Here is a 20,438-nt window from a genome sequence, read left to right as displayed (position 1 = left end):
AGACTGGAACCATGCATGTGGCCCTGATGGACCGTTGGAGCCGGATTTCGCTCCGCTCCAAGATCACCGGTGTGACCGTGCTGATGCTCACCCTCGGCCTGCTCGTTTCCGGGGTGGGCACCATGGTCATCCTGCGCAACTACGTCGTGCAACAGGTGGATTCCAGCCTGCAGACCGAGGCGCAGACCACCCTGATGGACTACCGGAACTCGATGGCGAACGGCAACGCCGCCGGGGTGGACTCCGACTACTTCGTGGCGCTCTACGACCAGAACGGTGTTCTGAAGGACCGCACCTGGCGGGACCGGCCGCACTCCAGCCTGCCCGCGGTGACCATGGCGCTGGACCTGCCCAGCGTGATCGCCATGAACGGCGCCGTGCAGAAGCTCTCCGACGCGGATGGCAATACCGAATTCCACGCGGTCGCTGTGCCGTTCGTGATCAACTCCACCGGCACCTACGGCACCCTGCTGATGGCCGTGTCGCTGCAGTCGGCGCAGAACACCGTCAACACCTACCTCAGCATCTTCCTCGGCTTCGGGGTGGGTGTGGTGCTGGTCGGTGCCATGCTCACCCGTCTGCTCGTCACCACGACCTTCGCACCGCTGCGTGAGGCCGAGCGCACGGCCGCGGCCATCGCCGACGGTGACTTCAGCCAACGGCTGGGCGGCGCCACGCCCAACACAGAGGTCGGCCGGCTCAACCGGTCCCTCAACACCATGCTCAGCCGCATCGACCGGGCCTTCAAGGACCGGGCCCGCACGATCGACCAGATGCGCCGCTTCGTCGGCGACGCCAGCCACGAGCTGCGCACCCCGCTGGTCTCGGTGCGCGGCTACGCCGAGCTCTACCGGATGGGCGCATTGCAGACCCCCGAAGACGTGGCCCAGGCCATGGAGCGCATCGAGAAGGAAGCGATCCGGATGGGTGGGCTCGTCGAGGACCTGCTCGAGCTCGCCAGGTTGGATGAGACCAAACCGCTCGCGCTCACCCGGGTGGACCTGCTGCCCCTGGCCCAGGACGCCGCGCTCGACGCCATGGCCTCCTCCCCCGGCCGGCACGTCACGGTGCTGACGAGTCACCCCGCCGAGTTCGACGCCGAGACCCCGGCGTCGTCCATCGACCTGGCGCATTCCACCGGCGAGGTCGCCCCGGCCCCGCTGACGCCGCCGCCGAGCGCGGCCGCCGAGCCGACACCGGCCAAGCCCACGGCCGCCAAAACCGCCGCGGCCAAGGGCGAACAATCCGGCACGGGCACCATCTCGTTCGCCGGCGCCACCCTCGCCCGCCTCCGCACCCGCCGGCCCAAGCGCACGGATGCGGCCGCTCCCGCCGCCGAGACGCCCGCGATCGACGAGGCTCCGCCGGAGCTGGACGCGGTGATCATGGCCGAAGAGAACAAGGTGCGCCAGGTCATCACCAACCTGATGGGCAACGCCCTGCGGTTCAGCCCGGCTGACAGCCCGGTGGAACTCGAGGTCTCCGTCGACCGCCGCAACCAGCGGGCCTCGATCTCGATCATCGACCACGGCGAAGGCATCCCCCCGCAGATCCGCGACAAAATCTTCCAGCGTTTCTGGCGGGCCGACACCTCCCGCGCCAGGGAAACCGGCGGCAGCGGCCTCGGCCTGGCGATCGTGGCCTCCATCGTGGCCAGCCACAACGGCTCGATCGAGGTCGTCGAGACTCCCGGCGGCGGAGCCACCTTCCGCGTCTGGTTCCCGCTGGCCGAGTCACCGGCCGCCCCACAGTCGCTCACGTCGCCCACCCTGGCCTGACCGGCGCCACCCGGCCGTCCCGCTCCTCCCCAGCCCGGTGGGCGCCGGGTTGTCCCCCCGTGCGCTGAGCGGGCCGCCTGCGGAATCCCGCACGTCGTAGCGTCGCCCGTGGGCGTCACCCCGACGTCGCACACGAGCGGACGGAGCCTTTTTGATGACCCAGTTCCAGGTCGACAGCGATGCACTGATCACCACCACCGGCGCGGCACGCGCCACCATGGCCCGCATCCAGGCCGAGGTGGCGGCGTTGCTCGAGCAGCTCACCGGGCTGGAGGGCTCCTGGACCGGGCAGGCGTCGGCCCAGTTCCAGGGGGCCGTCGCGGCGTGGCGCAGCACCCAGCTGCACGTCGAGCAGAGCGCCGATGCGCTCAACCAGGCGCTCGGACAGGCCGGCCAGCAGTACGCCGAGGTGGAGCAGGCCAACGCCCGGCTGTTCAACAGGTAGCCGACGCAAAAGGCTGGGCGCCTCCCGAAGGAGACGCCCAGCCTGAGGTGGTGCGGTGGTGCTGGAGTGGCGGGACTTAGAAGTCCATGCCGCCCGAGGGGTCGCCGGCCGGAGCCGAGTTCTTCTCGGGCTTGTCGGCGACAACGGCCTCGGTGGTGAGGAACAGGCCCGCGATCGACGATGCGTTCAGCAGCGCGGAGCGGGTGACCTTCACCGGGTCATTGATGCCGGCAGCGATCATGTCGACGTACTCGCCGGTTGCGGCGTTGAGGCCGAATCCGACGGGCAGGTTGCGCACCTTGTCGGCGACAACGCCAGGCTCCATGCCGGCGTTGAGCGCGATCTGCTTGAGCGGAGCGTCGATGGCAACACGCACGATGTTCGCGCCGGTTGCCTCGTCGCCGACGAGGTCAAGGATTGCCTTGCTCTCGAATGCGGTCTTGCCAGCCTGGATGAGCGCAACGCCACCACCGGCGACGATGCCCTCTTCGACGGCTGCCTTCGCGTTGCGAACGGCGTCCTCGATACGGTGCTTGCGCTCCTTGAGCTCAACCTCCGTCGCGGCGCCGGCCTTGATGACGGCAACGCCACCGGCGAGCTTCGCCAGGCGTTCCTGCAGCTTCTCGCGGTCGTAGTCCGAGTCGGTGTTCTCGATCTCGTTGCGGATCTGCTGAACGCGACCGGCGATGGCCTCGGCGTCGCCGGCACCCTCGACGATGGTGGTCTCGTCCTTGGTGATGACGACCTTGCGGGCGTTACCGAGCAGGTCGAGGGTGACGTTCTCGAGCTTGAGGCCGACCTCCTCGGAGATGACCTGGCCACCGGTGAGGATGGCGATGTCCTGCAGCTGCGCCTTGCGGCGGTCGCCGAAGCCGGGAGCCTTGACGGCAACCGACTTGAAGATGCCGCGGATCTTGTTCACGACGAGCGTGGCCAGGGCCTCACCGTCGACGTCCTCGGCAATGATGAGCAGCTGCTTGCCACTCTGGATGACCTTGTCGACGATCGGCAGCAGGTCCTTGATGTTGGAGACCTTGGAGTTGACGATCAGGATGTACGGGTCTTCGAAGACCGCTTCCTGACGGTCGGGGTCGGTGACGAAGTACGCCGACAGGAAGCCCTTGTCGAAGCGCATGCCCTCGGTGAGCTCCAGCTCGGTGCCGAAGGTGTTCGACTCCTCAACGGTGACAACACCTTCCTTGCCGACCTTGTCGATGGCCTCGGCGATGATCGCGCCGATTTCGGCGTCGCCGGCAGAGATGGAGGCCGTGGCCGCGATCTCTTCCTTGGTCTCGATCTCCTTGGCGCTGGCGATGAGCTCGGCGATGACCGCAGCGGTCGCCTTCTCGATGCCACGCTTGAGGCTGATCGGGTCGGCGCCGGCTGCGACGTTGCGCAGGCCTTCGCGGACCAGGGCCTGAGCGAGGACGGTGGCGGTGGTGGTACCGTCGCCGGCGACGTCATCGGTCTTCTTGGCGACCTCCTTGACGAGCTCCGCACCGATCTTCTCGTACGGGTCGTCGAGCTCGATCTCCTTGGCGATGGACACGCCGTCGTTGGTGATCGTGGGGGCGCCCCACTTCTTCTCCAGCACGACGTTGCGTCCGCGCGGGCCGAGGGTCACCTTGACCGTGTCAGCGAGGATGTTGAGGCCGCGCTCAAGGCCGCGACGGGCCTCTTCATTGAAAGCAATGATCTTTGCCATATGTGTTTCTCGTCCCTCCCGGACGTTACCAAAACGATGATGGGTTAGCACTCCGAACAGCAGAGTGCTAAACCGATTCTGGCACTCTGGGGTCGAGAGTGCAACTGAACGGCGGGGGCCGGCCCCGGGTTCCGGGTGACCTACGGCACCAGTTCCACGCTGCCGTCGTCGGTGGGAACCAGTTCGATCCAGGTGTTGCCCGGTGCCAGCTCGATCGTGGCCCCGGCCGCGTCGGCCAGCCGGATCGGTGCCACCGCGGCGTCCTTGAACCAGGTGGCCGGCATCGTCGACCCGCCGGTCGACACCCAGGCCGGGCCGGATCCGGTCAGGATCGTGCGGGGCACCTCGCTGCCGCGATCGACCTCCACCCGCAGCACCACGACGTTGGTGGCCCGCAGCTGGGCGCCGGTGCTGTCGAGGTCCGCGCCGCCGTCCTGGCTGCGCAGGTACGCCGGGTCCGCCGGGTCCCAGGCCCACGCCCGCCCGCCGGACTCGGAGAACCGGGTGACGAGGGTGTTCGTCGGATCGCCGGCGAGCACCGCCGTGGCCTCCGCTGCGCTGTCGGCGTAGTCGAACTGGCCCCGCGGCGGCGCGAGCTCGGAGTGCAGCGTGACGGTTTCGGCCGCGGCGAGCACCAGGTCGTGGGGGGACTCCCGGTCGCCGGCCCGCACGAACAGTCCCCCGGCGTCGTCGTCGAAGACCACGTTCAGCAGCGGGGCGGCCTTCATCAGGTCGACGAACTGCGGCTGGCCGCCGGAATACGCCACGATGCCACCGAAGGAGCTCAGGATCTCGGGGTCCATCGGACGGATGGACCGCACCGGGCCGACAGCGTCGGGTACGTCGGAGTGCCAGAGCGCGGCGTAGCGGGTGAGGCCGCCTTCCACCAGCTCTTCGAAGACCAGGTCGGCGCGCTCGAGACCGATCTGGGGCCTGGCGGCGGGGTGGTTGTCGATCTTCACGGCCAGCGACGGATACTCGGCGCCGGCCGGGTCCACCGGTGTGCCGCGCAGCGGCGCGACGCCCGGTTGCGGCGGCGTCGGGTCGGCCGAGGCTGTCGCCTCGGGCAGCGGTTCCGCGCAGCCGACCAGCCCCACACCCAGGCACAGGCCCGCGCCGAGCAGAATGAGGACGCCAGGCGCCCGCAGTCCGGATCGGAATCGCCGGGCAGAAGGAGGGGGCATCCGAAACGCAGTCACGCCACACACCCTAGCTGCGCCTGGTATGTCTGCCTGGCGGTCAGGGTGGTGGCGTGACTGGCACTCGGTGGCCGATCGATGATCCGGTGATCAGCGATCGAGCACGTCGATAGTGTTCTCAGCTGGTTGAGGCTGGGTGGTGTTCGACGCCTGGCGGTTAGGCCGGGCGGACCGACTCGGCCTGCGGACCCTTGGCTCCGGTACCGAGTTCGAAGATGACGTGCTGACCTTCTTCGAGAACCTTGTAGCCGTGCATGTCGATGGCGGAGTAGTGAACGAAAACGTCCTGCCCACCTCCATCGACAGTGATGAAGCCGAAACCCTTTTCAGCGTTGAACCATTTGACGGTTCCGTTCGCCATGTGAAACTCCCCTGTTGCAGTGTTGTATTTCGGCACTCACCCGTTGGTGCTACCGGGCCTGGCGCAGAAGCTGCGTCCACCGTCTCGAGAAGGGCGCCCTCGGGAAGAGAGCGCTCCGCAAGAAAATGAGCGACCACTGCAGACACTAGTGACGGGAGCGGAACTCAATAGGGGGTTGACTGAGGAAGGCAACCCCAGTAGTGCGGGGACTCGTCAGGCCGGGTCAGCCGACGGGCATCGCGTAGTCGCTGCCCACGACGACGGTCAGAGTTGCATCTGAGCCGGCGAAGTCGTCTGAGAGCAACACCCCGGAACCGGGCAGCAGGGCCGCCACACCGCGGGCAGCGCCCTCCAGGGACGCATCCGCGTAGTAGACGGTCGTCGTGACGACGTCTTCGGTGTCGGCGTCGCTGGTACTGCCGACGGTCCAGCCGCCGGTCGCGAGCAGGTCGCCGACCGACCGGGCCACGCCGGTCGTCGGGGTCCCGTTGAGCACCGTGACACTCGCACTGGGGTCAGTGGTCGGCTCCGCGGTGGGCACCGGCTCTGGTGTCGGCTCCGCGGGGGTGGTTTCGGCCTCGATGCCGGGGATGGTGATGTTCAGCCGGTTGTTCAGGACCGTCAGTCCGATGGCGCCGACCGCGACGAGAACAGCGGTCGCGGCGAGCGCCCACCAGACGGCCACCCAGCGCCGCCCCTTCTTGGCTGGTGCACGGTGCGCCCCCACGCGGTCAATCTTGTGCGGGAGGTCATCGAAGCGGTCTTTCGGGTACGAAGTGGGCATCGTCTGTCTGGTTCGATCCTCGTTTGGCTGAACACACGGTAGGAGGTTCCCTACTCGATGGGGCGGATGGCTCGGGCCGACCGGGCCTGCGACCGCGCGTCACGCATCCGTTGCAGTCGGTTGACCAGCATGGGATCGTGGGCGAGGGCAAGCGGGGAGTCGAGCAGGGCACCCAACAATTGATAGTACCGGGCGGCCGACAGGCCGAATTCGGCGCGAATGGCCTGTTCCTTGGCGCCGGGGTGTGACCACCCACGCCGCTCGAACGCGAGCAGGTTTTCGTCCCGAGGACTGAGTCCGACGGAGCCTTCGGCGCCCCGGTTACTCTCGTCCTGCCCGCTGGTCGCCATACGCGTCATCCTATTTGGCACGGACTGGGTTTTCGCTGACCGGTCCCGCCTGTCGCGCAAGACGGGTCCGCCGCCATCGAGGATGGGAATCGGCTGGGGAATCACCGGGTGCGCCACTCGGGGGAATGCCGGGGACCCCGGCCGAGTTTACGCTTGAGGCAGCTCTCTGCCGAGACAGCATCGAAAGGACGCACCATGGACTACGAGGTCACCAAGTCTGACGCCGAATGGAAGGCGGAGCTCACCGCCGAGCAGTACGCCGTGTTGCGCGGTGCGGCCACGGAACGCGCCTGGACCGGCGAACTCCTCGACGAGGGCCGCTCGGGTGTCTATACCTGCGGAGCCTGTAACGCCGAACTGTTCAAGAGCGGCACGAAGTTCGACTCCGGCTGCGGCTGGCCGAGCTTCTACGAGTCGGTGCGCCCCGAGGCCGTGGAGCTCATCGAAGACCGGTCGCTCGGCGTCGTGCGCACCGAGGTGCGCTGTGCAGCGTGCGGGTCGCACCTGGGCCACGTGTTCGACGACGGTTTCGGCACCCCCACCGGTGACCGGTACTGCATGAACTCGATCTCGCTCAACTTCACCCCCGTCGACTAACCCGGGCCGGCCGCCACGGCCCGCCCCGCACCGGCAACTGTTGCCCGTGCGGACAATTGCACCCGGCACACCGGGCGCAATTGTCCGTAGCGGGCACAGTTGGGCGGTCCCTGACGGCCGCGCCCACGTCCGGCTCAGGCGAAGGCGTTCACTCCGGTGAGCTCGGCCGAGAACGCCCAGAGCCGGGCCGCCGCATCCGGATCGATGGCGTGGGGGTCGACCCCGCTGATCCGGGCCGTTGGGCTGCCGGCCACCGTGCGTTCGGCGATGTCGCAGTCCTCGCAGTAGACGCCGCCCATCCCGTCGAGCATCGGCGAAGTCGCCGCCCAGGTAGAGGTCGCCGCACCCTGCTCCGGTGACTTGAACAGCGAGTTGACGGTACCGTCCTCGGCCATCCAGCCCGCGGCGACCATCTCCTCCCGGGGCAGGTGACGCTGCAGCTCGGTCATGATGCCGCCGGGGTGCACCGCGAGCGCCCGCACACCACTGTTGGCGCCGAGGGCATCCAGGTGCACCGCGAAGAGGCTGTTGGCGGTCTTCGCCTGCCCGTACGCCTGCCACTTGTCGTAGCCGGTGCTGAAGTTGGGGTCGTCGAAGCGGATGCCGCTCAGCTTGTGGCCCGTGGAGGAGAGGGCAACGACCCGAGCGCCACCTTCGGCCGTGAGCGCGGGCCAGAGCAGGTTGGTGAGCACGTAGTGGCCGAGGTGGTTGGTAGCGAACTGGGACTCCCAGTCGTCACCGACCCTGGCCTCGGCGGACGCCATGATGGCGGCATTGTTGATCAGGATGTCCAGGCTTCGTCCGGTGGCCACGAAGCGTTCGGCGAAGGCGCGCACGCTGACCAGATCGGCCAGGTCGAGGGGCTCGACCGCCACGGCGTTCAGGCCGCGCGCATCCAGGGCGGCCCAGGCCGCCTCCGGACGCCGGGCCGGCACGATCACCTCGGCGCCGGCCGCGGCGAGCGCGGCGACGGTTTCGATGCCGAGGCCGGAGTAGCCGCCGGTGACGATCGCCGTCTTGCCGCTCAGGTCGATGCCCGCGAGCACCTCCGTCGCGGTGGACTGGGCAGTGAATCCGGTGGACAGGGCGTGCTGGGGCGTGAGGGTCATCGCTCCAGCGTACGCTCGCCCCCTGCGGGATCCCGCGAGGTCAGCAGACCGGGCCGCCGGCACGGATAGACTTCCTCCGACCGGCCCGGAAGGCCGGCATTTGGGGGAAACTGATGCTCAGCAATCTGACTGGCTGGCACGCGCTCATCATCCTGGGCGTGCTCAGCGCGATGGTCCTGGTCGCTCTCGCGATCGTATTCTTGGCCGTTCACGTCGCACGCCGTCGACGGGCGGGCGATGAGGCTGACCGTTTGGTGCAGCTGGAGCAGTTGCACGCCAAGGGACTGGTGTCCGACGCCGAATACGAAGCCAAGCGCCAGGAGATCCTCGGGCTGCTCTGACGCGCCGAGCACTGCGGTCCCGCATGAACTCCCGGTCGACGCCGGTCAGGCCGCGGCCAGACCGATCCGGTCGCCCGGCCCGATCTCGCGCACCACGCGAGCCGGATTGCCGGCCGCGATGACCCCGGCCGGAACGTCCTTGGTCACGACGGAGCCGGCGCCGATGATGCTGCCCGCGCCGATGGTCACGCCGGGGCAGACCACGACGTTGCCGCCCAGCCAGACGTCGTCTTCGATGGTGATGGGCGAGACGCGCTCGAAGCCGGCGCGGCGCTCCTCCACGTCGAGGGCGTGGGTCGGGGTGTACAGGCGGGCGCTGGGTCCCACCAGCACGTTGGCGCCGATGGTGATCTCTCCGCCGCCCAGCGTGAGGAAGTCCGCGTTGATGAACGTGTTGGCGCCCACGTGCAGCCGGGATCCGTAGTCCAGGTACAGCGGCGGCCGGAAGTCGGCGCCGACGCCCACGCTGCCGAGCATCTCGGCGAACAGCGCATGCGCCGCGGGCTGGTCATCGTCGTAGAGCGCGGTGATCTTCCGGCACGTGCGTTGCGTGCTCGTCGTCATCTCGGCCAGCTCGGGCCCGGAGCGGTAGCGGTACCACTCCCCCGCCACCATCTTGTCGAATTCGGAGCGAACGGGTTCCTGGGGTGTTTTGTTGTCTATGACCACAAAACTCAGCGTAGACCGTTGGCGGGCTTGCCGGCGACGCGCGGCACCGGCGCGCGTCGATCGTCAGACCGACCGCTCAGGATTCGTCCACCGGCCGGCGCCGTTCGGCCAGCTCCGCCTCGAGACGACGGATGCGGGCCTGTTCGGTGTGGAAGTCGATCTCGCGGTCGAGGTCGGCCAGTTCCTCCTCGGTGGTCCTCAGCCGACGCGTCGGCTGCATCGCGGGCGCCCCGGACCACGCGGCGTTGCGATGCGGCACACCGACGCTCGGCCGCTCGGCCCTGACGGGATACTCCCGGCCGATGGCGAACCAGAGCAGGCTGCCGATCACCGGGAGAAAGATCACCAGCAGCACCCAGAGCACCTTGGGCAGGTGCTTCACCTGGCCGTCCTGCCGGGTGATGATATCCACGAGGGCGGCGACGACGAGCACCAGGAGCACGACGGAGAACAGCGCATACATGCCGGTCAGCCTAGTGAACAGGGCCCCCGGTCGACCAGCCCCCCATTGGTGCCCGGATGGGTCGGCGAGTCAGCGATGACTCTTGGCCGGCGCCGGGGGGCTTGCGCGGTTGATCCGCCAGGGCCAGCGTGGGCTGGGACTCCGCACGCCCACCGCCCGACGAGGAGGACCGCGACATGGACGCGCACCCCGATCCGTCGGCGCCGGTGAAGCCGTCACCCGATCCGCTGGCGGTGATCCGCTCCCGCGGCTACCTGCGCATCCTGCTGCTGGCCGGCCTCATCGGGGTGCCGGTGTCGATCGCCGCCTACGGCTTCCTGGCGCTGGTCGACTGGCTGCAGAAGTACCTCTTCACCGAGCTGCCCGGCGTCCTGGGCTTCGCCGACGTGCCGGTCTGGTGGCCGTTCCCGCTGCTGGCGCTGTCGGGGCTGCTGGTAGCGCTGTGCATCCAGCGCCTGCCGGGCACCAGCGGGCATCCGCCGTCTGAGGGGTTCAAGGCCGGCGGCTTCCCGCAACCGCGGGAGCTGCCCGGTGTCGTGCTCGCTGCTCTGGCCACCCTGGCGCTCGGCGCCGTGCTCGGTCCGGAGGCACCGCTGATCGCGCTCGGCGGCGGTCTGGGTGCCCTGGCGATTCGGCTGATCAAGAAGGACTCGCCGCCGACGGCCGTCTCGGTGATCGCCGCCGCCGGAAGTTTCGCCGCGGTGAGCACCCTCCTCGGCTCTCCCCTGCTCGGCGCGTTCCTGTTGATGGAGGCCTCCGGGCTGGCCGGCGCGATGCTGGGTGTGGGCCTGCTGCCCGGCCTGCTCGCCGCGGGCATCGGCTCGCTGGTCTTCGTGGGCCTGGACTCCTGGACCGGACTGGGCACGTTCTCCCTCGCGCTTCCCGACCTGCCGGCGTTTTCCACCCCCACCGTGGCCATGTTCCTCTGGGCGCTCGGGATCGGGGTCGCCTGCCCGCTGTTGGCCTGGGGCATCCGGGCCCTGGCCCGCATCGTGCGCCCGTTCGTGCACCGCCGCCGGCTTATCGTGACCCCCGTCCTCGGCCTGGCGATCGCGGGCCTGGCCGTGCTGTTCGCGCAGGTTACCGGGGAGGACACCGCCGAGGTGCTCTTCTCCGGCCAGTCGGCCCTGCCGTCGCTGATCTCCGACGGCGCCGCCTGGCCGCTCGGCGCCGTCGCGCTGCTGATCCTGTGCAAGGCCCTCGCCTATGGCCTGTCGCTGAGCGCGTTCCGGGGCGGTCCGGTCTTCCCGGCGATGTTCGTCGGTGCCGCCCTGGGGATCGCGGCCTCGCACCTGCCCGGCATGGCGCTGGTACCGGCGGTGGGGGTGGGCATCGGCGCCATGTGCGTGTCGATGCTGCGCCTGCCGCTCACCAGCGTGCTGCTGGCCACGGTGCTGCTCACCAGCGACGCGTATGCCGTGATGCCGCTGGTGATCGTGGCGGTGGTCGTCGCGCACGTGATCACCGGCCGGTTGCCCGAGCCGCCGGGCCGGCGGTTGAGCGGCGCGCTCCCCTCCGCCGGCCCGTCGACGGACTGACCCGGCCGGGCCGAAAGTCAGGGTGCGGCGTCCCAGAATCCCGCGTGCACGTCGGCCGCTTCATCGATCAGGGCGGGGCCGGCGACGACCACGGCGTTGCCGCCGCGGGCGAAGACTTCCCGGCAGGGCAGGTCGAGCGTCGGCTCCCCGTCTTGCTCGGGCACCATCTCGCCGAGCATCCGTTCGGGCAGCGCGTAGGCGACCCGGCCGATCCCGGCCCAGTAGATGGCGCCGGAACACATGACGCAGGGTTCGGTGCTGGTGTACAGGGTGCTCGCGCGCAGTTCGTCCTTGGACAGCCGGGCGCTGGCGAGGCGAACGAGGTTGGTCTCGGCGTGGCCGGTCGGGTCGCCCGCCGTCACCACGCTGTTCTGGCCCTCGATGATCGTGCCGTCACCGGTCACCAAGATCGCGCCGAACGGATGATTCCCGTTCGCGCGGGACAGACGGGCCACGTCGATGGCCCGGGTGAGGTGCGTCTCGTCGGACGCCGAAATCAGCGTCAGGTCCGCCACGGGGTCCGGGCGAGGTGCGTTCACAGGGCGACGTCCTCCACGGTTTCGGTGAGGAGAGCACGGGGATTACGCATCAGGGCAGCACCCGGGCCCTTCCAGAGCTCCTCGAGAGCCACCTTCATCTTCTCGGCATCCGTGCGGGAGTCGAAGTCGAGATCGATCCGCACCGCGTTGCCGTCGTCGACCGGGCGCATGACTCGAAAAGCGGTGACGCCGGCGGTCTTGCGGCCGAGCGGATCCGAGTCAAACATCTGCTTCCACGCCTCGTAGTCCCCAACGGCGTGTTCGATGTGCAGGGTGAACATGGAAACCCTCGATTCCGCCGGCGCTGCGACTGGCCGGCACGCGGACATCGTAGCCCTGGTGGCGCCGCCCGGAGGGGCTGAAGAGATGGGGCCGGCCACGGGACTTGAACCCGTAACCCCCACTTTACAAGAGTGGTGCGCTACCAATTGCGCCAGGCCGGCATGAGGCCGTCGAACTGCCTCGAGCATTCATCCTAAATCACCCGGCGAGCGGATGCCGACCCAATCGTGGGTCGGCCGGCATCCGGCCCGGGAAACGACGGGCTATCCGGCCGTCGTCGGGGTGGGCGTCGGCGTCGCGGTGGAGTACGCCTCGCTCGCGGCCTGCAGCACGAAGGCCGCGAATTCCTTGGGGTCGTCCAGAGCGCCCACGTACTGCTTGCCGTTCACGAGCACCGTCGGGGTTCCCGTGATCGCTTCAAGGGAGGACGAGTTCGGGATCGGTCCGCTCAGGGCCCGATCCGTGGAGGCGAGGACCCAGGACTTGAAGGTGGTCTCGTCGATGCACTCGTTGATCGCGGTGAGGTTCTCCGACACCCCGGAGCTCTTCACGATCTTCTTGATCTCCTCGTCGCTGAGGCCGGCGGTGCCTTCGACGGGCTGCGCCGCGAAGAGCGCCGAGTTGAACGCCAGGAAGTCGTCCGGGGCGGAATCCGCCACACACGCGGCCGCGTTCGCGGCGCGCAGCGAATACTGGGTTCCCGCGGACTTGCTGGTCAGGATTGAGATCGGGTGGATCTCCACGGTCGCGGCGCCCGAGTCGACCCACTGGGAGATCTGCTCGGCGTTGGTGTTCTCGAAGGTGCCGCAGAACGGGCAGAGGTAGTCGACGTAAACGCGAATGTCGGCGATGGTTCCGGTCTTGTCGGGGGTGGACGGCACCGGGTCGGCATCCGGCTGCAGCGCCGGAGTGGTCACGGCGGTCAGGCCCTCGCCGACGAGGAGCCCGTCACTGGCCATGTTGCGCGGGCCGGGGCCGGCGGGCTGCACGGAGTTGACGATGATCAGGACGATGGCGGTCACGACGGCGATGGCGGCAATGGCGATTCCGCCCTGCAGGAACACCCGGTTCCGGCGATCCCGCTTCTTCTGCTCCACTCGAATCTGTGCTGCCTTCGTGCGCGCTGCGTCGCGACGCTGATTCTTCGAGGGACGAGGGTCGCCTGGGCCGCCAGTTGTCATGGATGATCGCTCCGAGTTGAGGGGGTGCGCTCGCGGATGTGCGCGGTAGCACTCCAAATAGTAGGACCCCAGTCTGGGAAATAACCAACCGGTGCCTCACAGCGGGCTCACTGCGGGCTCACCGGGTACCACCGGCACGCGGTGAGCTGCCAATTCAGCGGACACGCATCCGGGGCATGCCATACTAGGAAGGTCTTGCGCTGGCGCTACGTCGGCCGGACAGATAAATCCCATCACAACGGATCGTCCGGCACGTACCTGCCGGTGAAGGAGAATAACGAAATAATGGCTTCAGTAACCTTTGACAAGGCCACCCGTCTGTACCCCGGTTCCACCCGCCCCGCGGTCGATCACCTCGACCTGTCGGTCGCCGATGGTGAGTTCCTCGTCCTGGTCGGCCCGTCCGGCTGTGGAAAGTCCACCTCGCTGCGCATGCTCGCCGGCCTCGAAGAGGTCAACGACGGCGACATCTTCATCGGTGAGCGCAACGTCACCGACGTTCCCCCGAAGGACCGCGACATCGCGATGGTGTTCCAGAACTACGCGCTGTACCCGCACATGACCGTCGCCGAGAACATGGGCTTCGCGCTCAAGATCGCCGGAGTCAACAAGGACGAGCGCGCCACCCGCGTTCTCGAAGCCGCCAAGCTGCTCGACCTCGAGCCCTACCTCAGCCGCAAGCCGAAGGCCCTCTCCGGTGGTCAGCGTCAGCGTGTTGCCATGGGTCGCGCCATCGTGCGTCAGCCCCAGGTGTTCCTCATGGACGAGCCGCTGTCGAACCTCGACGCCAAGCTGCGCGTCCAGACCCGCACCCAGATCGCGTCGCTGCAGCGTCGCCTGGGCGTCACCACCGTCTACGTCACCCACGACCAGACCGAGGCGCTCACCATGGGTGACCGCATCGCCGTTCTCAAGGATGGCGTCCTGCAGCAGGTCGGCACCCCGCGCGACCTGTACGCAAAGCCGAACAACGTCTTCGTTGCCGGCTTCATCGGCAGCCCGGCCATGAACCTGTTCCTGGCCGACGCCGTCGACGGTGGCGTCAAGTTCGGTACGGCCACGGTTCCCGTGTCCCGCGAGACCCTGTCCGGCGCCAACGGCCCCAAGGTCACCATCGGAGTTCGCCCCGAGGACATCCAGCTGTCGACCACGATCGGCGAAGGCCTCGCCGTTGACGTCGACCTGGTCGAGGAGCTCGGCGCCGACGGTTACCTGTACGGCCACTCCACCGTCGAGGGCAAGCGCACCGACATCGTCGCCCGCGTCGATGGCCGTTCGCACCCGTCGGCCGGCGACACCGTCTACCTGACGACGACGCCGAACCACCTGCACGTGTTCAACGCCGAGTCCGGCCTCCGTCTCGGCGGCGCCGTCACCGACTAAGCACTGTTCGACAAACTCGACCGCCGGCAGTTTCGGCGGTCGAGTTTGTCATTTCGGCGTGCGATTTCCCCGCCGCCGGTCCCGCGTCTCCGAGCCGATTCCGGCCGGGGCGGCTTGCGGCCCTGACGGGCCCTTTCGATAGTTAGGCTCCTCATGAGCGGTTCTCTGAACATCACCTCCGCAACGGCCGACCCGGCCCTGCTCGACCTTCCCTGGAACGTGCCGCTGGACGCCTGGCCGAACGAGAACATCGCCTCGCTGCCCAAGGGCCTCTCCCGGCACCTCGTGCGCTTCGCCCACCTCAGTGGCCGTGTCGTGGCCATCAAGGAGACCACCAGCGAGATGGCCAAGCGCGAGTACGAGATGCTCCGCACCCTGCAGAGCCTGGAGATTCCCTGCGTCGAACCGCTCGCGGTGATCACGAACCGCACCGACGAAGACGGTGACCCGCTCAACTCGGTGCTGGTGACCCGGCACCTGAAGTTCTCGCTGCCCTACCGGGCGCTGTACTCCCAGGCCCTGCGCCCGGATACGGCCACCCGCCTGGTCGACGCCCTCGCCCTGCTGCTGGTGCGTGTGCACATGGTGGGCCTGTTCTGGGGCGACGTGTCACTCTCGAACACGCTGTTCCGCCGCGATGCCGGCGCGTTCGCCGCGTACCTCGTCGACGCCGAGACCGGCCAGCTCTACCCCGGCGGCCTGTCGAACGGGCAGCGCGAGAACGACCTGGAAATCGCCCGGGTGAACATCGCCGGCGAGCTGATGGACCTCGAGGCCGGCGGCCGTGTCGCCGACGAACTCGACCCGGTCAACGTGAGCAACGGCATCGTCGCGGCCTACCGGCTGCTGTGGAAGGAACTCACCGGCTCCGAGTCCTTCGCGAGCAGCGAGCGCTGGCGCATCACCGAGCGCGTCGAACGCCTCAACCACCTCGGCTTCGACATCGAGGAACTCGCGATCAAGACCGACGAGAACGGCACGACGGTGCGCATCCAGCCCAAGGTCGTCGACGCCGGCCACCACCAGCGCCGGCTGCTGCGCCTCACCGGCCTCGACGCCGAGGAGAACCAGGCCCGCCGCCTGCTCAACGACCTCGACTCCTACGGGGTCGCGTACGGCAACCCCGACGCCGACGAGGAGATGATGGCGCACGAGTGGCTGGTGCGGGTCTTCGAGCCCGTCGTGCGCGCCATTCCGCGTGAGCTCAAGGGCAAGCTCGAGCCCGCCGAGGTGTTCCACCAGCTGCTCGACCACCGCTGGTACATGGCGCAGAACGCGAGCCGGGACATCCCCCTGGCCGAGGCGGTCACCTCGTACGTTCAGGATGTGCTTCGTCACCGCCGCGACGAGGCCACCGTCATCGACCCGCCCACCACGCCGATCGAAGTGCAGGAAAGCGACGACGAAGACCTCGAGTCTGACGAGGTCGGCGCCGACGACTGGCGCCTGAACGTCTAACCCCTCCCCGAGTTGCGCCAAAATGCCCCTTCGGCAGGTTCGAAGGGGCATTTTGCGCGTTCTCAAGAGAATCGGATGCACCGAGTTGACACTTGAGGCCCCCTCAGGCGCCCTCACTGGGCCCCAACTGTCACCTCACCATCGGCGCCACCAGCGAGTTGCCAGTTGAGGCCCTCTCTCCGCGTGGCAACGGGCCTCAACTGCCATCTCACGCAACCGGGCCCCGGGTCCGCAGGGGCGCCCGGGGGGGGGTCTCGGGGACGGGACGTGCGGCACCACCCGAGGCACCCGCATCCCATCACCAGCACGCCCTGAACCAGACCACAGCACCCCGCCACACACAAGAAACGGCGCAGACCGACCCCGAAGGGACGATCTGCGCCGCATCACAAGCGCGGGCGCGGTTTAGGCCTGCGCGGCCTGCGCAGCGGCCTTGGCGACCTTGGCCGCGAGGGCCTCGGCGCGCAGCTTGGAGATCTCGTACAGGGTGACACCGGCGGCGATTCCGGCGTTCAGCGACTCGGTGTTCGCGTTGATCGGGATCGACACGATGGCGTCGCAGGTTTCGGTGACGAGGCGGGACAGGCCCTTGCCCTCGCTGCCGACGACCACGACGATGGGACGCTCGGCGTAACCGAGGCCGAGCTCGGGCAGCACGGTGTCGCCGCCGCCGTCGAGGCCGATCACGAGCATGCCGCGCTCCTTGAGCGCCTTGAGCGTCTGGGTGAGGTTGGGAGCCATGGCCACGGGCAGACGCGCGGCCGCACCGGCCGAGGTCTTCCAGGCCGAGGCGGTGACGCCAACGGAGCGGCGCTGCGGCACGATGACGCCGTGGCCGCCGAACGCCGCGGTGGAGCGGATGATCGCACCCAGGTTGCGCGGGTCGGTGATGCCGTCCAGCGCCACGAACAGCGGCTTGTGGCCGCGGCTGATGGTGAGGTCGAGCAGCTCGATCGGGTGCGCGTACTCGTACGCGGGCACCTTGAGCGCGAGGCCCTGGTGCACGGCGTCCTTACCGGAGAGCCGGTCGATCTCGGGGCGCATGACCTCAAGAACCGGGATGTTGCGGGTCGTGGCGAGCTTGAGGACTTCCTTGACCCGGTCATCCATTTCAATGCGGGTGGCCACGTACAGCGCCGACGCGGGGATCTTGGCGCGCAGCGCCTCGAGCACCGAGTTGCGGCCGGTGACGACCTCGAACTCGGCATCCGACTTGGCCTTGCGGGTGGACGAACCGCCGCCGCCGGTGTTGCCGGTGCCGGTGCTGCGGCCGGTGCGCGGGGCACCGGAACCGCCCGGGGCACGGCTGCGGCCGCCGCCGGCCGCGGCGAAGCGGTCCTTGGCTGCCTTGGCCTTGCCAGCGGGGTGGTACGGACGGTCTTCGGCCTTGGGGGTGGGCTTCTTGCCCTCGAGAGCCTGACGGCCCTGGCCGCCGGAACCGACCTGCGGTCCCCTGCTGCCCTTGCGCACCGCGCCGGTGCGCGACTTGCGATCTGTGTTCTTCATCAGTCAAAACTCCAATGTGCACCCGACGGGGTGTCTTCGATGGTAATGCCGGCGGCGACGAGCTCGTCCCGGATACGGTCTGCGGCCGCGTAATCGCGGCTCTGCCTGGCGGTCTCCCGGTCGTCGAGCAGGCGCTCGACGAGGGCGGTGAGGGCCACCATGGCGGGTTCATCGGTCGCGACGGCCCAGCCGGGCGACAGGGGGTTGATGCCGAGGACCTCGCTCATCGCGAGAACCTGGCCGCGCGCGGCCGCGGCCGCGTGCAGGTCTTCGGCGTCGAGGGCCGCGTTGCCGGCGCGCACGGTGTCGTGCAGCACGCCGAGCGCCTGCGGCACCGCAAGGTCGTCGTCCATGGCCGTGGCGAAGTCATCCGGCACGATCTCGACGCCGGAGCCGGCGAAGCGGGTGTCGGCCAGGCGCCGGTCGGCGCGGTCGAGGAAACTCTCGATGCGTTCCAGGGCGGCCTCGGCCTCGGCCAGCGACCCCTCGTGGAAGTCGAGGGTGGATCTATAGTGCGCGGCGCCGAGGTAGTAGCGCACCACGATGGCGCGGGCCTGGTCGAGCAGTTCCGCCGCGTAGACGGAGTTGCCCAGCGACTTGGACATCTTCTGGCCGTTGGTGTTGACCAGGCCGTTGTGCACCCAGAAGTTCGCGAAGGCGTCACCGGCCGCATTGGACTGGGCCAGCTCGTTCTCGTGGTGCGGGAAGCGCAGGTCGAGGCCGCCGCCGTGGATGTCGAATTGCGGGCCGAGGTAGCGGGCGGCCATGGCGGAGCATTCGATGTGCCAGCCGGGCCGGCCGGCCCCCCAGGGGGAGACCCAGGCCGACGTGGCCGGTTCGTCGGCCTTGTGGCCCTTCCAGAGGGCGAAGTCGCGCGCGTCGCGCTTGCCGCGCGGGTCGGCGTCGGTGGCCGCCTCCATGTTGTCGGGATTCTGGCGGGTCAGCTCGCCGTACGCGGGCCAGCTGCGGGTGTCGAAGTACACGTCACCCGAGTCATCCGCGGCCGGGTAGGCGTGCCCGTTGGCGATGAGACGGCCGATGATGTCCTGCATCTCCTGCACGCTCGCGGTGGCGCGGGGTTCGTAGGTGGGCGCGAGGATGCCCAACCGCTGGTAGCCGGCGGTGAACTCGAGTTCGAAGCGGTACGCGAGCGCCCACCACTGTTCGGTGGTGCCCGCAGCGTTCAGGAGGATCTTGTCGTCGATGTCGGTGACGTTGCGAATGAAGGTGACGTCATTGCCGCGGTAGCTGAGCCAGCGGCGCAGCTGGTCGTAGACCAGGGCGCTGCGCAAGTGGCCGATGTGCGGCGACGACTGCACGGTGGGTCCGCAGACGTAGATTCCCACCTTGCCCGGAACGATCGGCAGGAAATCGCGAAGGGTCTGGGCCTTCGAGTCGTATAGTCGCATGCTCACTGGTTCAGTTTAGGCGAGGGTCGGTCGGATGCTCGGGTGGAGCTGCTTGCGGCATGAGCAGTGCGGTGGCCAGGGCGGCGATGCCCTCGCCGCGTCCGGTGAAGCCCAGGGCGTCGGTGGTGGTCGCCGACACCGACACCGGGGCGTGCAGGATGCCGGCGAGCAGTTCCTGCGCTTCGACCCGGCGCGGGGCGAGCTTGGGACGGTTGCCGATGATCTGCACGGTGACGTTGCCGACCCTGTAGCCGGCCTCGGTGACCAGGCGCAGGGTCTCGGTGAGGAACACCTCTCCGTGCGCGTCGGTGAGGCGGGGGTCTGCGGTGCCGAAGACCTGGCCGATGTCGCCCAGACCCGCGGCGGCGAGCAGGGCATCGCAGATGGCGTGCACGGCGGCGTCACCGTCACTGTGCCCGGACAGGCCCCGCTCCCCCGGCCAGTGCAGGCCGGCCAGCCACAGGTCGCTGGTGTCGTCGAAGGCGTGCACGTCCAGGCCCGTGCCCACCCGCGGGTCGGCGGATGCCGGTGCGCCGGCGGCGTCGCCGAGCAGGAGTTCCGCGCGGCGCAGGTCCCACGCCGTGGTGACCTTGAACGCCAGCGGGTCGCCGGGGATGACGCTGACGGTGTTGCCGGCCGCGGCGACCAGCGCCGCGTCGTCGGTGAGATCCTGCGCATCCGCGGCCGGCAGCGTGGCCGCCCAGGCGAAGGCGCCGTCGAGCATGCTGCGGGGAAAACCCTGCGGGGTCTGCACGGCGGAGAGCTGCGACCTGTCGACGGTGCCCAGGATGGTGGCGGCCGCGTCGACGCTCTTGATGGTGTCGACCACGGGCAGGCCGGGCACGATGCCGTGCCCGGTGGCGCGCACGGCGGCCACGACGGCGTCGAGCTGGGCGGCGGGGGCGAGCGCCCTGGCGGCGTCGTGCACGAGCACCACGGTGACGCCGGCGCGCACCCGGGCGAGCCCGCGGGCCACGGACGCCTGGCGGGTGTCGCCGCCGGCGACGACGTCGAGGTAGCCGGCGGCGGGGCCGGCGACTCGACCGGCGATGTCCCTGGCGTCGGCCAGTTGGGCTTCGGGGGCCATCACGATGACCTGGGCCGGTTCGTTCAGGCCGAACACCCCGGTGAGGGCGTGTTCGAGGATGCTGCGGTCGTGCAGCGGCACGAACGCCTTGGGCTGGTCTCGGCCGAGCCTGCTGCCGCTTCCGGCGGCGACGACGATGACCGCGACGGCGGCAACCGGGAATTCAGTCATGTCTGGAGGCTATCTGGTGGGGCGCGGTGACGCAGGGTGGGAAGGGGTGACGCGAGGTTGGGCTGGACGTGCGAAAGGCGGCA

The 20,438-nt window shown here is 69.0% G+C and carries 21 protein-coding genes and 1 tRNA gene; 7 read left to right on the top strand and 15 right to left on the bottom strand.

Annotated features, from left to right (window positions below; translation table 11 throughout):
* The first annotated feature begins 11 nt into the window (after positions 1-11).
* Together CXY76_RS04495 and CXY76_RS04490 are read left to right on the top strand one after the other, a co-directional pair.
* Positions 12-1,778, top strand: a complete 1,767-nt coding sequence (locus CXY76_RS04495) for a cell wall metabolism sensor histidine kinase WalK (RefSeq protein ID WP_104163060.1) — start codon at positions 12-14, stop codon at positions 1,776-1,778.
* 154 nt (positions 1,779-1,932) lie between these two features.
* Positions 1,933-2,223 (top strand): WXG100 family type VII secretion target, encoded by a 291-nt coding sequence (locus CXY76_RS04490; protein WP_104163059.1) that lies wholly within the window; start codon positions 1,933-1,935, stop codon positions 2,221-2,223.
* Positions 2,224-2,299: 76 nt separating this feature from the next.
* On the opposite strand, the gene groL is transcribed toward CXY76_RS04490, so the two are convergent.
* From groL to CXY76_RS04465, 5 genes are all read right to left on the bottom strand, one after another.
* On the bottom strand, positions 2,300-3,928 hold the full coding sequence (gene groL, locus CXY76_RS04485; protein WP_104163058.1) for a chaperonin GroEL: 1,629 nt from the start codon (positions 3,926-3,928) through the stop codon (positions 2,300-2,302).
* Positions 3,929-4,068: 140 nt separating this feature from the next.
* Positions 4,069-5,112, bottom strand: coding sequence for a DUF3048 domain-containing protein (locus tag CXY76_RS04480; RefSeq protein ID WP_104163057.1), 1,044 nt, complete (start codon positions 5,110-5,112; stop codon positions 4,069-4,071).
* Between the two features lie 172 nt (positions 5,113-5,284).
* Positions 5,285-5,488 (bottom strand): cold-shock protein, encoded by a 204-nt coding sequence (locus CXY76_RS04475; RefSeq protein ID WP_088457037.1) that lies wholly within the window; start codon positions 5,486-5,488, stop codon positions 5,285-5,287.
* A 223-nt stretch (positions 5,489-5,711) separates the two neighbouring features.
* Positions 5,712-6,215 carry a LytR C-terminal domain-containing protein gene (locus CXY76_RS04470; protein WP_158253836.1) on the bottom strand — a complete coding sequence of 168 codons (504 nt, stop codon included), beginning with the start codon at positions 6,213-6,215 and terminating at the stop codon, positions 5,712-5,714.
* Between the two features lie 107 nt (positions 6,216-6,322).
* The gene (locus CXY76_RS04465) at positions 6,323-6,622 is read right to left on the bottom strand and encodes a DUF3263 domain-containing protein (RefSeq protein WP_233199566.1); all 300 of its coding nucleotides are present in this window, start codon (positions 6,620-6,622) and stop codon (positions 6,323-6,325) included.
* 195 nt (positions 6,623-6,817) lie between these two features.
* Here CXY76_RS04465 and msrB point away from each other — a divergent pair, with 195 nt between their 5' ends.
* The gene (msrB, locus tag CXY76_RS04460) at positions 6,818-7,219 is read left to right on the top strand and encodes a peptide-methionine (R)-S-oxide reductase MsrB (protein WP_088457040.1); all 402 of its coding nucleotides are present in this window, start codon (positions 6,818-6,820) and stop codon (positions 7,217-7,219) included.
* 134 nt (positions 7,220-7,353) lie between these two features.
* Here the strand turns inward: msrB and CXY76_RS04455 are convergent, their stop codons facing one another.
* Positions 7,354-8,328: an SDR family NAD(P)-dependent oxidoreductase gene (locus CXY76_RS04455; RefSeq protein ID WP_104163054.1), complete on the bottom strand. Its 975-nt coding sequence runs from the start codon at positions 8,326-8,328 to the stop codon at positions 7,354-7,356.
* A gap of 113 nt (positions 8,329-8,441) precedes the next feature.
* Here CXY76_RS04455 and CXY76_RS04450 point away from each other — a divergent pair, with 113 nt between their 5' ends.
* Positions 8,442-8,669: an SHOCT domain-containing protein gene (locus tag CXY76_RS04450; RefSeq protein WP_104163053.1), complete on the top strand. Its 228-nt coding sequence runs from the start codon at positions 8,442-8,444 to the stop codon at positions 8,667-8,669.
* Between the two features lie 45 nt (positions 8,670-8,714).
* Here CXY76_RS04450 and CXY76_RS04445 read toward each other — a convergent pair whose 3' ends face one another.
* Both CXY76_RS04445 and CXY76_RS04440 read right to left on the bottom strand, forming a co-directional pair.
* Complete coding sequence (locus CXY76_RS04445) at positions 8,715-9,338, bottom strand: sugar O-acetyltransferase (RefSeq protein ID WP_233199565.1); 624 nt, start codon at positions 9,336-9,338, stop codon at positions 8,715-8,717.
* A gap of 76 nt (positions 9,339-9,414) precedes the next feature.
* Positions 9,415-9,801: a PLD nuclease N-terminal domain-containing protein gene (locus tag CXY76_RS04440; RefSeq protein ID WP_104163051.1), complete on the bottom strand. Its 387-nt coding sequence runs from the start codon at positions 9,799-9,801 to the stop codon at positions 9,415-9,417.
* Between the two features lie 176 nt (positions 9,802-9,977).
* Here CXY76_RS04440 and CXY76_RS04435 point away from each other — a divergent pair, with 176 nt between their 5' ends.
* On the top strand, positions 9,978-11,339 hold the full coding sequence (locus CXY76_RS04435) for a chloride channel protein (protein WP_104163050.1): 1,362 nt from the start codon (positions 9,978-9,980) through the stop codon (positions 11,337-11,339).
* Between the two features lie 17 nt (positions 11,340-11,356).
* Here CXY76_RS04435 and CXY76_RS04430 read toward each other — a convergent pair whose 3' ends face one another.
* The 4 genes from CXY76_RS04430 to CXY76_RS04415 form a co-directional block, all read right to left on the bottom strand.
* On the bottom strand, positions 11,357-11,878 hold the full coding sequence (locus CXY76_RS04430) for a nucleoside deaminase (protein ID WP_233199564.1): 522 nt from the start codon (positions 11,876-11,878) through the stop codon (positions 11,357-11,359).
* On the bottom strand, positions 11,875-12,159 hold the full coding sequence (locus tag CXY76_RS04425) for a hypothetical protein (protein WP_104163049.1): 285 nt from the start codon (positions 12,157-12,159) through the stop codon (positions 11,875-11,877). The genes CXY76_RS04430 and CXY76_RS04425 overlap by 4 nt, the downstream gene beginning before the upstream one ends.
* An 86-nt stretch (positions 12,160-12,245) precedes the next feature.
* Positions 12,246-12,321, bottom strand: a tRNA-Thr gene (locus CXY76_RS04420).
* Between the two features lie 102 nt (positions 12,322-12,423).
* Positions 12,424-13,257: a thioredoxin domain-containing protein gene (locus CXY76_RS04415; RefSeq protein ID WP_233199563.1), complete on the bottom strand. Its 834-nt coding sequence runs from the start codon at positions 13,255-13,257 to the stop codon at positions 12,424-12,426.
* Between the two features lie 369 nt (positions 13,258-13,626).
* On the opposite strand from CXY76_RS04415, the gene CXY76_RS04410 reads away from it, so the two are divergent.
* Together CXY76_RS04410 and CXY76_RS04405 are read left to right on the top strand one after the other, a co-directional pair.
* Positions 13,627-14,724: an ABC transporter ATP-binding protein gene (locus CXY76_RS04410; RefSeq protein ID WP_104163047.1), complete on the top strand. Its 1,098-nt coding sequence runs from the start codon at positions 13,627-13,629 to the stop codon at positions 14,722-14,724.
* A gap of 153 nt (positions 14,725-14,877) precedes the next feature.
* Positions 14,878-16,182 carry a DUF4032 domain-containing protein gene (locus CXY76_RS04405; RefSeq protein WP_104163046.1) on the top strand — a complete coding sequence of 435 codons (1,305 nt, stop codon included), beginning with the start codon at positions 14,878-14,880 and terminating at the stop codon, positions 16,180-16,182.
* A gap of 405 nt (positions 16,183-16,587) precedes the next feature.
* Here CXY76_RS04405 and rlmB read toward each other — a convergent pair whose 3' ends face one another.
* From rlmB to ispD, 3 genes are read right to left on the bottom strand one after another with little or no spacing between them, the layout of a single operon-like run.
* Entirely contained in the window at positions 16,588-17,688 is a 1,101-nt protein-coding gene (gene rlmB, locus CXY76_RS04400) for a 23S rRNA (guanosine(2251)-2'-O)-methyltransferase RlmB (protein ID WP_104163045.1), read from the bottom strand.
* Positions 17,688-19,103, bottom strand: a complete 1,416-nt coding sequence (gene cysS, locus CXY76_RS04395) for a cysteine--tRNA ligase (RefSeq protein ID WP_104163044.1) — start codon at positions 19,101-19,103, stop codon at positions 17,688-17,690. Before cysS ends, rlmB begins: the two co-directional genes overlap by 1 nt.
* A gap of 4 nt (positions 19,104-19,107) precedes the next feature.
* The gene (gene ispD, locus CXY76_RS04390; protein ID WP_104163043.1) at positions 19,108-20,355 is read right to left on the bottom strand and encodes a 2-C-methyl-D-erythritol 4-phosphate cytidylyltransferase; all 1,248 of its coding nucleotides are present in this window, start codon (positions 20,353-20,355) and stop codon (positions 19,108-19,110) included.
* Positions 20,356-20,438: the final 83 nt, after the last annotated feature.

Source organism: Cryobacterium sp. N22, from assembly GCF_002929555.1.
Lineage (GTDB): Bacteria > Actinomycetota > Actinomycetes > Actinomycetales > Microbacteriaceae > Cryobacterium.
This window is presented reverse-complemented; position numbering and strand designations above follow the sequence as displayed.